This is a genomic window from Haladaptatus sp. CMAA 1909, assembly GCF_043952005.1.
Taxonomy (GTDB): Archaea; Halobacteriota; Halobacteria; order Halobacteriales; family Haladaptataceae; genus Haladaptatus.
In genome coordinates this window covers 66,743-80,204 of record NZ_JBIOAV010000007.1, presented here as the reverse complement: position 1 = coordinate 80,204, position 13,462 = coordinate 66,743, and the positions used below count along the sequence as shown (strand labels likewise).

At 54.7% G+C, this 13,462-nt stretch carries 12 protein-coding genes; 4 read left to right on the top strand and 8 right to left on the bottom strand.

The window, feature by feature from the left end:
- The 3 genes from ACGYLY_RS28210 to ACGYLY_RS28200 all read right to left on the bottom strand — a co-directional run.
- On the bottom strand, positions 1-208 hold a 208-nt coding region (locus ACGYLY_RS28210; RefSeq protein WP_395291319.1), incomplete at its 3' end, for an oligosaccharide flippase family protein.
- A 91-nt stretch (positions 209-299) separates the two neighbouring features.
- On the bottom strand, positions 300-1,205 hold the full coding sequence (locus ACGYLY_RS28205; protein ID WP_395286073.1) for a hypothetical protein: 906 nt from the start codon (positions 1,203-1,205) through the stop codon (positions 300-302).
- A gap of 499 nt (positions 1,206-1,704) precedes the next feature.
- Entirely contained in the window at positions 1,705-3,093 is a 1,389-nt protein-coding gene (locus ACGYLY_RS28200) for a glycosyltransferase (RefSeq protein WP_395286074.1), read from the bottom strand.
- An 828-nt stretch (positions 3,094-3,921) separates the two neighbouring features.
- On the opposite strand from ACGYLY_RS28200, the gene ACGYLY_RS28195 reads away from it, so the two are divergent.
- Together ACGYLY_RS28195 and ACGYLY_RS28190 are read left to right on the top strand one after the other, a co-directional pair.
- Positions 3,922-4,836, top strand: coding sequence for a glycosyltransferase family 2 protein (locus tag ACGYLY_RS28195; protein WP_395286086.1), 915 nt, complete (start codon positions 3,922-3,924; stop codon positions 4,834-4,836).
- A gap of 356 nt (positions 4,837-5,192) precedes the next feature.
- Positions 5,193-5,789: a hypothetical protein gene (locus tag ACGYLY_RS28190; protein WP_395286075.1), complete on the top strand. Its 597-nt coding sequence runs from the start codon at positions 5,193-5,195 to the stop codon at positions 5,787-5,789.
- Between the two features lie 969 nt (positions 5,790-6,758).
- Here the strand turns inward: ACGYLY_RS28190 and glmU are convergent.
- Positions 6,759-7,940 carry a bifunctional sugar-1-phosphate nucleotidylyltransferase/acetyltransferase gene (glmU, locus tag ACGYLY_RS28185; protein WP_395286076.1) on the bottom strand — a complete coding sequence of 394 codons (1,182 nt, stop codon included), beginning with the start codon at positions 7,938-7,940 and terminating at the stop codon, positions 6,759-6,761.
- 89 nt (positions 7,941-8,029) lie between these two features.
- Complete coding sequence (locus tag ACGYLY_RS28180; RefSeq protein ID WP_395286077.1) at positions 8,030-8,347, bottom strand: hypothetical protein; 318 nt, start codon at positions 8,345-8,347, stop codon at positions 8,030-8,032.
- Between the two features lie 236 nt (positions 8,348-8,583).
- Here ACGYLY_RS28180 and ACGYLY_RS28175 point away from each other — a divergent pair, with 236 nt between their 5' ends.
- Complete coding sequence (locus ACGYLY_RS28175; protein ID WP_395286078.1) at positions 8,584-8,853, top strand: hypothetical protein; 270 nt, start codon at positions 8,584-8,586, stop codon at positions 8,851-8,853.
- A gap of 395 nt (positions 8,854-9,248) precedes the next feature.
- Here ACGYLY_RS28175 and ACGYLY_RS28170 read toward each other — a convergent pair whose 3' ends face one another.
- Both ACGYLY_RS28170 and ACGYLY_RS28165 read right to left on the bottom strand, forming a co-directional pair.
- The gene (locus tag ACGYLY_RS28170) at positions 9,249-9,746 is read right to left on the bottom strand and encodes a PH domain-containing protein (RefSeq protein WP_395286079.1); all 498 of its coding nucleotides are present in this window, start codon (positions 9,744-9,746) and stop codon (positions 9,249-9,251) included.
- Between the two features lie 89 nt (positions 9,747-9,835).
- Positions 9,836-10,060 (bottom strand): hypothetical protein, encoded by a 225-nt coding sequence (locus tag ACGYLY_RS28165; RefSeq protein WP_395286080.1) that lies wholly within the window; start codon positions 10,058-10,060, stop codon positions 9,836-9,838.
- A gap of 91 nt (positions 10,061-10,151) precedes the next feature.
- On the opposite strand from ACGYLY_RS28165, the gene ACGYLY_RS28160 reads away from it, so the two are divergent.
- A complete protein-coding gene (locus ACGYLY_RS28160) occupies positions 10,152-11,834 on the top strand; it encodes an NAD+ synthase (RefSeq protein WP_395286081.1) in 1,683 nt (560 codons plus the stop codon).
- Positions 11,835-11,886: 52 nt separating this feature from the next.
- Here the strand turns inward: ACGYLY_RS28160 and ACGYLY_RS28155 are convergent, their stop codons facing one another.
- Complete coding sequence (locus ACGYLY_RS28155) at positions 11,887-13,353, bottom strand: glycyl aminopeptidase (protein ID WP_395286082.1); 1,467 nt, start codon at positions 13,351-13,353, stop codon at positions 11,887-11,889.
- Positions 13,354-13,462: the final 109 nt, after the last annotated feature.

Genomic DNA, 13,462 nt, shown 5'->3' with positions numbered 1-13,462 from the left:
CGGCAATGAACTTCCGAACGCCGTCTGAGATGCCGGAGCTAACGAGTATCATGAACAGAGCGAATACCGAGAGGACAGTAGTGTAGACGCCGATTCCAGTCGGTCCAAGCAACCGATACAGAATCGGTGTCGTCATGATACCGATGACGAGTGTGAGTACTTTGGTTCCGGCAACCGAGAGGACGCCGCTCAGAATGCTCCGTTGCACAAGATTCCCCCTAATACAGTGCTCGTCATTCTTGTATCTAGTAACACAATCTTGCTAACGGGACTTTATTATGGATCTGATAGTATCGGTTTTAGGCGTATCCGAGGTCCTGTAATCGTTGTTCGACGTCGACCGACGCTTCTTCTTCCATGCTTTCTTCTTCATCACCCATCGTAATGTCTCGTCGCGTACCGTTCTGGTAGACAAGCCACGGAACCGTTGTCAGTTCCGGGATATAGATATTATTGGGGTGGCCGTACTCCGCCATTGGAATCGGCCGTGCACGTTCGCCGAACGCTTCGCCGTGGTCTGCGGTCACGATAGTCTTTCCGTGGAGTACTGAAAGTAGCTCTTGTGCATGCGGCAACACCAACTCCACGTTCTCTTCATAGGCCTTGTAGAGTACGCTGACAGGAACGTCGACCTCACCTGCCATCACACGATTCCAGAAGTCGAGCGAATCAAGGTCAAGGTATTCCTTCCCCGTCGGTCCGATAAATGGATAGTGGGGTTGAATGAAGTGAACGAGAATACGCTTGTCCGGATACTCTTTTGCGGCCTTTTTCGCGACTTCGACAACCGTTTCAGGGCGAACCGTTCGGAATTCATCGTCCCAACCTTCGCTTTGCCAGATGTTGATGACTTTGTGGAGTTGGACGTCGATCCGGTCGCGTTTTCGGTAGAGCTGGGGGTTTGCGGTCACATAGACGGTATCGCGAAGATCAGCACCGTCAAAGTACGTCTCCAGAAAATCCGGTGTTGAACTCGATTTGGTTTGTCGTGGTTGGAGCTCACCGGGAAGGATATTGCACTTTTTGAAGGTGTCGTACCGGCATGCGTCAAGAATTATGAGATTGTCCCAGTCCTCATCAAAAAATTCGATGGCGTCATGATCCGACTCTTTGCGCTGATAAAAGTACTTGTTCAACTCCCGGGTAACAAGATGTGGCTCCCGGATGCCACGTCGGACACGCCGCATCGTCTCCGTGATATTCATGTACCAGACAGTTGGTTTGTGTCTATATTATTATCCGGACCTTAAGATATCTCCCAGTCAAATCAGGCACTACAATTGATACCTCAGTCACTATTGCTATAGACCCCATCCTTGGTATAGGTTTATCTTTAATGTAGACGCTAAACCCCGTCCTTTAGAGCGGGGGATACAGCGCGGTCACCTTCCGTTCAACCGTCCTATTCGAACGTTTTAGATCCTCTCCGTGCGTATCTCCCACTGTCGATTCGATGGTCCCTCATCGGATTCTGACAATCCGAAAACTGGCAGCTGACTGGGCATTTGCCACGGCGCAAGTCGAACTCAAACACGTAAGTCCACGGACGGCGCCCCGTCCAAACAACCACGTACCTCCGAATCCCATCCGGGGAACGGACGAGAGAGGAGTACCGGTACTGTGGCAGTGCCAGCACCTCGTCGGGGTGCGAACTAGAAACATCCCAACGAACCGTCCAGAGGTGGATGTGGGAAGCGCCGTGCGTTAGCTTGGGGAGGATGTCACACCTAACACGCTTGCGTGAAGATGTGCGATATCTACGCAAACCCGCTCCCACGTGAATTGCTCCGCATGTGTCTCAATGCCGTCACGATCCCAGTCCTTTCGGAGCGCACGGACTACCGCGTCTGAAAGCGCGTTGTGGTCCTCTGGGCTATCAACAAGAAACCCGTGGTCTTCGGAGGTCACGACTTCTTCGCTGCCACCGTTTATTGTCGAGACAACAGGTGATCCGCATGCCATCGCTTCCAACTGCACGAGACCGAAACTTTCGCTGTAACTTGGGAGGACAAACGCATCACACGCACTCATCCAATATCTGAGGTCGTTGTTCGAAATGTATCCTAGCAGTTGAACGTCACCTTCCAAGCCTAACTGTCTTATTTTTTCTTCGAGCTCCGAACGCATCCCGCCGTGACCACCGATAGCACAGACGACGTCACCCTCTCGTTCGATAACCTCCGGAATCACATCAATGAGATGCTGGAATCCCTTGCGCTCTTTCAAATGACCGAGCGCGAAGAGGAGATGCGTGTTATCTGCAATGCCGATTTTCTCCTTCGCTTCTGCCTGTGGGACGCGTCGGAGACGGTCTTGGCTGAACCCATTCGGGATGTAAAACACGTTGTCGTTGAACCGTCGGAGCGTATCCTGATCCTGTCGATTGACACGAATAATGGCGTCGGCAGACGCCCACGTTCGGTCAATTTTGTCGTTCGAGGATTTTAGTTGGTCCATGAATAGGTCGTGGTTCTCGTGGACCGTGAGGACAAATGGAATCTCGAGGTCACGCTGAAGAGCGTGCGCAACGTACCCGGCGGTCCACGTAAGATGGGCGTGGATCACGTCGAATTCGATGGGCACGTCGTCGAGGTATTTCTTTACCTTCCGTGCGTGCTGGTCGCCGAGGAATCGACGGTGGAGGTCGAAGGGAAGATACAATAGCGGCGTACTAACAACCGTCACATTGTCTGGTTTCTCTTCCTCGTTTATTTTTGCGTCTTTGCTGAACGGCTTTGCGTAATCAACGGGGATATATCGGGAGATGTCCGCAAACCGGTTGTAACGCACGAAGACGTACACTTCCTCGAAATAATCTGCGAGAACGTCGACCTGCCCTTTGACAAAGTGATTGTAGCTGTGTGAGACGATGAGCAAGTTCTTGTCCGCCAGTCTATCCAAGTCGTGGGTCCGTGGTACATCCCTGGAACCCGGGGGTTCGGCGGCTTGGACACGCGTGTCGCTCGACATATAAATTAGGAGGTGTTCGCCGATGTTTATTATCGGGTGGCTAAGCCCGTGGAAATGATTCAGATTTTCAACCATGATCCAGAACGGTCCGTTCCTTACCGACCGCTTTGGTTGACTTGCCATCTTTTTTTTGGATGAAGCGGGAAATAAAATATACATTCATTCATATTCCTGGTGGAATCGACTGACCGAGCGTAGAGAGCAGAGAAACTCGTGTGCCGCCGCTCGCAGTTATCTTAGAACCTCTCCGTGCCGTGGTGTTCGTTGCAGGATTTGGTTTGTGGTGGTGAGAATAAGCTACCACGCCCTAAAGGGCGTGGCATTCCCCTACAATGAGGTTTCAGGCACACCCTTGGCAATGATGTGGCGGGCTATACACCGCCGATTCACGAAGGACGAACCATTCTGTTCGTATGTCCGCTACTCCCGGCGGGGGTTTTATCTACCGGGGACCGCTGGCGGTTCACACCGCTTTAATTCAGCGTGTTCTCGGGTGGTGAATCCACCTCGAAGGGACACCGTCAACGTCCCGCTGTTCAGGGTCGGCCGACGGCGACCCGTACAAAGAGGCCCTTTTGGACTCTATGTACTATCATGTCAAAGTTTACCAAAACTACTAAGGCTTGCGATTACGCGGCGAAACCGTCGCAAGCAACAGACAGCGGTTGTACAGATAGCGAACGCATTCCTCCTGCGCCTACAGTCGCGGATTTCCTACGGTGGTATCTATGAACACATTGCTGTGGTCTGGACACAAGCGAGATCGAAGTAGTCTAAGCCGTTGGTATAGCCGTGATTGCGTTCGTCGAAGCCGGGAAGTTCTTGGGTTGGTCTGTCCGACCAGTAGTGGCGTCGTTGGTCCTTTTGTTGGTCATACCTGTTCTGTTCGTGGCCCTCCACGATTAGTAGGTCGATAATAAAGCAGGGAGAACATGCATGTTGGAACAACGAATGGCACCGACAGTCAGCGTCATCGTCCCGACGTACAACCGTGCAGACGCCATCTCTCGAACCATCGAGAGCGTCCTCTCGCAAACGTTGGAAGAGTTGGAACTCATTATCGTGGACGACGCCTCGCAGGACGACACCGCGGATGTCGTCACTTCCTACAACGACGACAGAATCCAATTTGTCCAACATGAGGCAAATCAAGGTGCGAGTGCCGCGCGAAACACCGGCATCGAACGAGCTGAAGGGAAATATATCGCATTTCTCGATTCGGACGATGTGTGGCTTCCCACGAAACTCGAAAAGCAGGTTCTCACGCTCGAACTGCGCTCCGACGAGTGGGTTGCCGCCTACTGTAAGGCAGAAACCGTTCATCCAGACGGTCAGAACCCGCTTGTGAAAGCCGTGACGCAGCTCATTTCGCGTCGGAACAAGACCGAAGGCGCGGAAGGTGGAAAGGAACTCATCGGACCGACGCTGAGCGATGACCTCCACACGAGCGCGGGGTCGACGCTCATCGTACGGAGCGACATCGTCCACAAAATCGACGGCTTCGATGAGTCCTTTACCCGTTTTCAGGACCCAGAATTCCTCATTCGCGTCCTCAAACACGGGAAACTCGCCTGCGTGAACGAGACGCTACTCCTCAGGTACGAAACCGGGTCGCCCCCGGCGGATTCGGTCGCCAAGGCAGACGAACATTTCCGCCGGACGTTCTCCGAGGAAGTAGAACATCTCGAACGACAGGGAATCGACGTAACGGGTGCTCACCACTATATCCTCGCCCGACATTATATAAACGAAGGACAGTTCCGAACAGGGTTTCAGTACCTCCGTCACTCGCGCCGGCCAGAGCCACGACAACTTCCCGGACTACTGATGAACGCATATAACGGATTCAAAGCAACCATCGGATGACACAACCGCGATACGCACACTACTATCTGGCCCTGTCGATACTTTCAACACTCCTCTTTAGTGGGAGCGTCTTCAGTCTCGGCCCATTAGGCTTCCTGTCACCGACCCAATCGACGATGGTAGTGATAGTCTCATTTATGATCCTAACAATCGTTCAATCGACAGTATGGAGGTAGGCACTCACACACAAATTTCAAAATGAGAGATGATTTAGCATGGAAGTATAATTTCACACATAGTTATCTCTGTTCAAATCGTATAATCACAAGACGTGAACGGAATGCAACGGCTCGAAAGAATCCGAGAGAGACCGTCTAATTTATGATGTATCCCTGTTTGGAATTCATCGAAGAATCATGAGCGCTACGACGCAAAATCTCCCTGAATCTTCGTCGTTGCCGAACGAAGATAGAACGAACACGCTAACGAAGGACAAAATATTTCACATTCTCCAGACGCAGCGTCGTCGACATGCATTGCGATATCTGAAAGAACACGATACGCCTGTCGAAATGCGTGACCTCGCCGAGCAGGTTGCAGCGTGGGAAAACGACACTACTGTTCAGGCCCTCGCTTCAAACGAGCGCCAACGCGTATACATTGCCCTCTATCAGTCTCACCTCCCGAAACTTGACGAAGAGGGCATCATCGAGTACAACAAAAGCCGCGGTATCGTTGAACGTGGTCAGTTGGCGGACGAGTTCGACCCATACCTCAGACCATCGAATCACACTGCTACAGACTCCGACAATGAAACCGTCGAAACGAATGGACAGTTAGATGAAGACCGCTGGTTTAGCTACTACCGCTGTGCAACCGCGTTGAGCGCGGGAACGTTCGCGGCTGCGTGGCTGAATGTGCCGTTCATTGGCACTATTTCCACTACTGTTCTCGGTGCGTTCGTTGTTGGCCTGTACGCACTAATCTCCACAACGCAACTCGCACTTCGATAGACGTTATACAGAACTGTTGGACACTGCTTCTGTGCGCGATCTGACGACCTCCTGTTTGTGTGTCTAGATATATGTCTGCATATATTATATTCTCCTGGCACAGAACTGAAAAGTCCACTACGTAGAACCATGTGATCAGAACCAGAGCTAAGACTGGTTATGAGAATATCCAGTCAAAGTGCGATAATCAGAAACATCATGACTTAGCTCACCTGCATTCGATCCTGTTGGGAATTGTACGATACCCCTACTTGTCCTTCCCGAGGACAACGATTTAACAACATTGTCATACCGAAGGACGATTGTTCACCAAAGATTATGATTATATAATGGGGGTCGATATCGTGGAGAAAACCGGGTGATTGAAGTCGAAAGACAGAACGCTCTTCTCCCAATTGGAAGAGGGGGTGGCATCAACTGCTTGTGCGTCGGTTGGGAGACCCTTGTGTACTTCAAAGAAAGGAAATAGAGCAGTGTGTGGCCATTACATGCAGAATATTCATATTTTTAATCAGACACTAAAAACCCTGGCACACGCAAGGAGAATATGTTTTAACGGTCAATTGTCCGACAATATTTCGTGCAGTTTCAATCGATTAATCTATGGATAATAATGGTGGTTCCCTGCGAACGAAGAAATGATGTCGATAGACATGAGCGGCTCCCGAGACACCAACGATAGTACGATGGCCGATACGCAGTGTCACAACTGCAGTTCGTTCGTTACACCGCAGTTTGCACGTGTGTTCGGGAACAACCGAAACGAAGTGTACGGCTGTTTCGAATGCATGACCGCAACCGAAGTGAAGAGAGGTCGGGCCAACGATCCAGTGGAAGCAAACCGTGCCCGTGAGGAAATGCGGTAGTGTTTGTTCGGTTCCTATCCTCCTCGATAGCCGTCAGTACATGCTCACGAGCAATATGGAAGAGTGCTGAAACGGAGTCATACAAAAAACAGCAATGAGCGCGTTACTTGTCGCGAGAGACTTCCTCGTTCGGGAGCGTCATCGACCCTTCCGAAAGGGTGACACCCGGATAGAGACTGGTGTTGATGCCGGTTTTCACTCCGTCACCGACGACGACGCCGAACTTTCGCCGTCCAGTGGAGACTCGGTCCCCTTTCACCGTGTGTTTCACGGATTCGCCGTCGTGGCGGAGGTTCGCCACGTTAGTCCCCGCCCCGAAGTTCACGTCGTGGCCGAGGACGCTATCGCCGACGTAGGAGAGATGACCGACCGCCGCACCGGGAGAGAGAACGCTGTTTTTGACTTCAACGCTGTGACCGACTTTCGCGCCCTCGTCCACCAAGGTCGCACCACGGATGTAGGCGTTCGGCCCGACCGTCGCGCCCGAACGGATGAGTGCCGGACCCTCAATGACGACGCCGGATTTAACCGTTGCTCCCTCCTCGACGACAACATTTCCGTCGAGCGTGGCCGCTTCGCTTACGTCACCGCGGACATCGCGTTCCAGTTCGCCGAGTTTCCACTCGTTCGCTTCGAGGAGTTCCCACGGACGACCTACGTCGAGCCACCGTTCAACTTCGACAGCCATGACGTCGTACTCCTCGATGATGCGCTCGAGGACGTCCGTGATTTCGAACTCCCCGCGTTCGCTTTCCCCCACGTCGAGCCAATCGCGCGCTTCCTCCGGAAAGACGTATGCGCCAGTGTTGGCGAGGTTCGTCGGCGGATCGTCTGGTTTCTCAACGATGTCCGTCGCGCGAGATCCGTCTGTTGAGATGACGCCGTAGTTAGAGGGGTCATCCACGCGGTACGTACCGACTCCCGGTCCGTTCGAGAGGAGGCGTTTCACAGCGGCGGTGTCATAGAGGTTGTCACCGTTAAGGACGGCGAATGGGCCGTCAATGTGTTTGCGAGCCGCACGAACCGCGTCCGCGGTCCCACGTTGTTCTTCCTGAATCGAGTATTTGACCGGGATTCCGGCATACTCCGCTCCGAAGTAGTCCCGAACCGTGTCGGCTTCGTAGCCGACGACAAGAACGAGTTCGTTCGCACCGGCCTCGACAGCGGCGCGCGCGGTATGTGCGACGAGTGGTTCCTCTGCAACCGGCAACATGGGTTTCGGGCACGATGCGGAGAGCGGTCGCATTCGTGTTCCCTCACCCGCTGCCAGAACGATTGCCTGCATAGGAGTACGTTCCGCTAGAAGGCGTATAATTATTCACGGACTAACAACGCGGATACGCCAGCGGCGAGGAGTGGCTTGACGAGAGAATGTCACGAAACGGGTTCGAGTGCTCGCGGGATGGGAATTCGGATCAAACGTCCATCTCTTCGCGGGGTCGCCCGAACTTCATGTATTCGCAGAGGAGCCACAGTACGTGATTCTTCGACCCAATCCAGAGAGGAGCGTCCGGGTCGTTCCACCTCGGGCGACGAGCGCTTGTCACTGATCTCCGACCCCGACTCCTTCCCGTTCGACCACTCGATTGCGGCGTAGTCGTTTCGTCGAAGGCGATACTCGTCGATATGGACCGGAATATAGCTGTGATATCCGTCCGCTTCCTTGACGACGTGGCTGCCGACCTGGCTCATGCGACCTCCGCTCCCGTCACGGCACTCCCAAACCATCCCTCCCCTACGTTTCGGCGAGCGGGGAAAAAACCTTGATCTTCGTTCTCCCATTCATTTTATAGAAATGTAGATATTAGATAAGAAACATAAAATCAAAAAACGACCGACTCGAGCGGTTTATCTGCTGTCGAATAGCAAATAGAACGATGTGAAACCGTATTCCTTTTTTGTGGATAAAGGGAGAAGACCGAGGTGTAATGAGTGCGACCGAAAGCCGCCACGTGGTCTCCAATCTGGTTGATGCGTTCGTCGGCCTCGAAATCGAAAATCCTCTCTATGTTACCGTCGCTGACGTCGATATCGACTGTCACGTCTACGATATCGACCGAATGAGCGACCGATTTACCGTACTGGTGAAAACGTTTGCCGCGGATCATCTCCGCATCGAAACACAGTGGGCCGGCGGGTGGCTCAACCCGCAGGTTGACCAATTGAAGCCGATCGCAGAGGAGCGCCAACCTCGGTGACCTTCAGGTCATCGAAGCGGTATAAAACGGGTTCTGAGGGAAAACCGTTCAGAGGAGAGGTATATTTTGGACGACGTCATCGTTCCGCGAGTCTCGTTACTTCGACCATGGGGTCGGGGTGGCCGTCTTCGAAGCGGAATGCCCACGAACAGTCGAATGTAACGCCCCCGCAGCGAGCCGCGACTAAGAGTGCTTTCAACGAACTTTCTGATTCTTTTGAACCAGTTCAAAGGAGGGGGGGACACGGTCAGTTTGGCTCATTCTTCGCTTTTCTCGATTTTATCGTCTAATTAAAAGTAATAAATACAGAAACCCATCGTGCAGCGTTTTAGACCGTTTAAACCCGATATATCGGAATATAGTGACCTGTAAAACCGGAACGAGTGCCCCAGAAATCACTGTCGAGGCGAAACTCGATCTAGCTGATTAGAAATCAATCTATTTACATATTTGGGGTTGGGAACGTTTTCGAACATGAGATTGTCCGTCCCGACGCCGGCCGTATGAATTGTTACCGTGCCATAATCGAGTACGCGTTCGAGCGTCGATTGTGAGAAGGCGGTATTTTGTACCCTGTCGAGCCGTATCTGTGTCACGTCTCGCGAGAAGATGCCGTGTTTGTGATATACCTCCTCCGTAGTGAGGACGAACCATTCGTTTCGCCATCGGAAAAACGGCGGGGCCGCAACGGCGAGTCCGACCGGAACGAGGAGGAGTCCGACCCAACTGAACCCACCGAAAACGCCACTTCCGGTGATTCCCGCACCGAGCAAAATGAGAGCGATGCCGAGAACGATCGGTAGAAGGACCTGATAGACGCTCCTGTGACCAGACCACAGTACCTCTTCGTCGGGTGTCAGGTGTAGCCACGGCATATCGAAATTGCGTGCCATACTATCGCACAACCAGAGCGCCAAGCACCTTTAGATTTTGGTGAGAACGGGGAAAAATCGAATCTGAAACCGCGGTGAAAACGAGTCGACTACTCTCCGTCCAACGACGGGGGTCGTGTCCCGCGACGACGAATGGCACCGAAGAGTGCAAGGAGAACGAAAAGGACGCCCTCGATTCGGGCGGCGGTGACGACCCATGGCTTCGGTTCGAACTCCTCATTGCCTTTGTAACTCACCCGAGTCGCAACGTCGATGAGACGTCGGGGAAACAAAGCTTCAACGATGCCAAAGATGGCGACAACGAGTCGGAGCATAGCGGTGAAACAGTGTGGAATCACATATTTCTACTTGCTCATCGGGGCGCCCAGCAGTACGATTTTGCCGTTCGGCCCCGTCCGCTAGTGTGTGGGAAAGAATAGCACAGTTCGGGTCGCACTAGGACAGTCGAACTACACTGTCGGGGACATCGGGGGAAACAAACGGAAAATCACAGACGGTATTCGACGGGCACGCGAGCAGAACGCTGACCTGGTGGTGTTCTCGGAACTCGCGCTCGTCGGCTACCCACCACAGGACCTCGTAAAACGGGACGCGTTCGTGGACTCCCAACTCGATGCACTCGACCGAATCGCGGCAGAGACGGAAGGAATCACCGCGCTGGTCGGGTTCGTGGCGCGAAATCGTGAGGAGTACGGGAAGAAAGTACAAAACGCGGTTGCGGTCTGTCGAGACGGAGAAATCGTCGGACAGACAGAGAAACGGCTTCTCCCGACCTACGACGTGTTCGACGAGGACCGGTTTTTCGAGGCCGCGGAGAACCAACCGGTCCACTCGCTACCCGACGAAACCGAACTTGGGGTAAGCGTCTGTGAAGACGCGTGGAACGAGCCCGACGTGTGGGAGCGCCCGGAGTACCACAAAGATCCCATCGAGGACCTCGTCGACGCGGGGGCGAACCTCCTCGTAAACTGCTCCGCTAGCCCGTTTTACGCCGGGAAAGGCGAATTCCGCGAGCGACTGTTCGGCGCACACTCGAGGGACCACGGTAAATGGCTCGTGTTCGTGAACCAAATCGGAGCGAACGACGAGTTGATTTTCGACGGCCGGTCGTTCGTCGTCGCGCCCGATGGGACCGTCGCGTGCTGCCTCGCCGCTTTCGAGGAGGATTTCGCCGTCTACGACGTACCGATGGATTCCGAGTCGCCCGCAACGGTGAATGTCGCCGACGAACCCCCGATTGGACCGGCAGAGGTCCGGTCCGCACTCGCCCTCGGTATCCGGGATTACGTCCACAAAACCAGGTTCGAAGCGGTCATCGTCGGTCTGTCCGGGGGTATCGATTCCTCGCTTACGGCCGCGTTAGCCGTCGATGCGCTCGGCCCGGAAAGCGTCCTCGGCGTCTCCATGCCGACCCGATACACTAGCGAGGCGAGCGAAAGCGACGCCAGAGAACTCGCCGACAACCTCGATATCGACCTCATCGACATCCCAATAGAGGAACCATTCGAAGCCTTCGAGCGCGGGTTGACCCCGATTCTCGACGAAGCTCCGAGCATCACGGAGGAGAACGTACAGGCCCGAATCAGGGCGACGATCCTGATGGCCATCGCTAACGAACAGGGGCATTTGCTCCTCGCAACGAGCAACCGAAGCGAACTCGCGGTGGGCTATACGACCCTCTACGGAGATATGTGCGGGGCGCTCGCGCCCATCGCCGACTGTCCGAAAACGTTCGTCTACGACCTAGCTCGGTATCTGAACGAGGGCGGGGAAACTATCCCCGAGCGCGTCATCGAGAAACCGCCTACCGCGGAACTCCGGGCGGACCAAATCGACGAGGACGATTTGCCACCGTACGAGAAACTCGATTCGATCCTCGCGGGGTACGTGGACGAAGGATTGAGCGCCGACGAAATAGTCAATCTGGGTCACGACCGAGGAACGGTCGAACGCGTGCTGTCAATGCTTCACCGCGCTGAATACAAGCGCTTTCAGGCCGCACCTGTACTGAAAGTCTCTCCAAAGGCGTTCGGTGTGGGGTGGCGATATCCACTCGCGGCGAGGTACGGAGACGTGCTGTCGGGATGAGCGCTCCGCCGTCCCGCTCCGCTGACCGTAAAACTGGGCGGAACTCTCCGTCTTACTCCTCGCCTCGGAGTCGAGACACGGTTCCCGAAATGAGCTGTGCGGCCGTCAGCCCGAACACCAGACCGACAAGGCCGAGACAACCCCACAGAATTACCGTCGAAGGGAGGTTTCCGATTTTTGCGGGAGGGTGGATGCCACTGTCGCCCCCTGATTGGTGGCCCGCCTCGTCGTTACCCTCCGAACCGCCAGCGGCCGCACCGATGTTCGACCCCGTATCGCCCCGTTTTTGCAACCGATCGATATCGAGCCGTGCGTTTGTCGTGACGTGTTCGTTAAGCCACGGTGTTAACGACCGTCCGGCCACCTCGGCGACGATTTTACGAAAATCGGTATAGCTGACGCTTTCGTTCCGTCGATTCATTCGGTCGAACACGTCCACGAGGCTCCGTTCTCCGTCCGTCGCCCGCCGTATCCTGTCGTCGAGCGCCCACAGGGTAAGCGCTCCGCGGTAGTACGGCACCTCACGATTCGCCCACGTATCCGACTTCGAGAGTACCGATTTCCCGTACTCCTTCGAGGAGAGCGTACCGACAACGGCAGATTTCGACGTTCTCCCCTGCTGCATCGCCAACTCGGACGCGAAGTAGGCGGCGCTCGCCTCTCGAAACCACCCCATCTGGTCGCCGAGTTCGAACGACTGGCGCGTGTGAACGTACTCGTGCAACCAGAGGTTCTGCGGGTCGTCGAGTCGGGCATCCTCGTGGACCCAGAGTTCGTCGTACTTTGGCGAGGCGTACCCGCCGCGCCAAATCGGGTCGGGAAGGACGAACAGGAGAACGTCGTCCGGCGATTTACCGGGAAGCCGTTTGCTCGCCGACCCGAGCGCATCGAACACGTCCTCCGGTGATTCTTCGGGGGACGCGTCCGCCGCGACTATCATCCGGAATTTCTGCCCGTCGACGTGGCGGACGTGTTCGTCGTATCGTCCGACGTAGGTGAAGGCCGCGCCGAGAACGCCGGCGTCGGCGAACGAGACGCTTCTGTCGGGATAGTCGCCCTGAAACGGATGGAAATACTGCCAGTCGTCGTCCCCGTCAGCCTGCCACGCGACCGATATCCGCGGAGTAGGTGCGAGCGTCCATTCGTCTGTCGCCGCGAACTCCCGATCGTTCCCGGAATCCACGTCCGAGGTTATCGTCATCGACGGTGATTCGGAGTCCCCGTCCCATCGGAGGGCGTGATTTCCGTTCTTCGCACGGTCGGTTACGAATCCCTCGGAAGACACCACGTTTCCGGTGTAATTAATGAGCCAAAACTGGCGTGCGCCCTCTGACATCTCGAAGTCGATATGATAGCGAACGACGCCGTGGTCCGCCTGTCCGCGTTCGACAGAAACAGAGACGCCCGGAGGGTCGCCCGACGACTGTGCTGTCGCTGGCAGAGCGAACGTGCCCGAAACGAGCGACAGCACAAGTAGCAGTGCAACTGTTCTCCCGGAAACCGAACCCACGGACCCCATCGACTGTGACGTCGGGGGGACGACGTTTTGTTATACGTCACCTAAAGCAAAACAGGGGCCATCAAAGCAGAATCTCCGCGTTACAGGGTATGCAAGTCGAAGGGAACGG

Coding starts and splice junctions, on each gene's coding strand:
- ACGYLY_RS28205 (WP_395286073.1), bottom strand. CDS start 1,205: ATGAATATCACGGAGACGATGCGGCGTGTCCGACGTGGCATCCGGGAG.
- ACGYLY_RS28200 (WP_395286074.1), bottom strand. CDS start 3,093: ATGGCAAGTCAACCAAAGCGGTCGGTAAGGAACGGACCGTTCTGGATC.
- ACGYLY_RS28195 (WP_395286086.1), top strand. CDS start 3,922: ATGGCACCGACAGTCAGCGTCATCGTCCCGACGTACAACCGTGCAGAC.
- ACGYLY_RS28190 (WP_395286075.1), top strand. CDS start 5,193: ATGAGCGCTACGACGCAAAATCTCCCTGAATCTTCGTCGTTGCCGAAC.
- glmU (WP_395286076.1), bottom strand. CDS start 7,940: ATGCAGGCAATCGTTCTGGCAGCGGGTGAGGGAACACGAATGCGACCG.
- ACGYLY_RS28180 (WP_395286077.1), bottom strand. CDS start 8,347: ATGAGCCAGGTCGGCAGCCACGTCGTCAAGGAAGCGGACGGATATCAC.
- ACGYLY_RS28175 (WP_395286078.1), top strand. CDS start 8,584: ATGAGTGCGACCGAAAGCCGCCACGTGGTCTCCAATCTGGTTGATGCG.
- ACGYLY_RS28170 (WP_395286079.1), bottom strand. CDS start 9,746: ATGGCACGCAATTTCGATATGCCGTGGCTACACCTGACACCCGACGAA.
- ACGYLY_RS28165 (WP_395286080.1), bottom strand. CDS start 10,060: ATGCTCCGACTCGTTGTCGCCATCTTTGGCATCGTTGAAGCTTTGTTT.
- ACGYLY_RS28155 (WP_395286082.1), bottom strand. CDS start 13,353: ATGGGGTCCGTGGGTTCGGTTTCCGGGAGAACAGTTGCACTGCTACTT.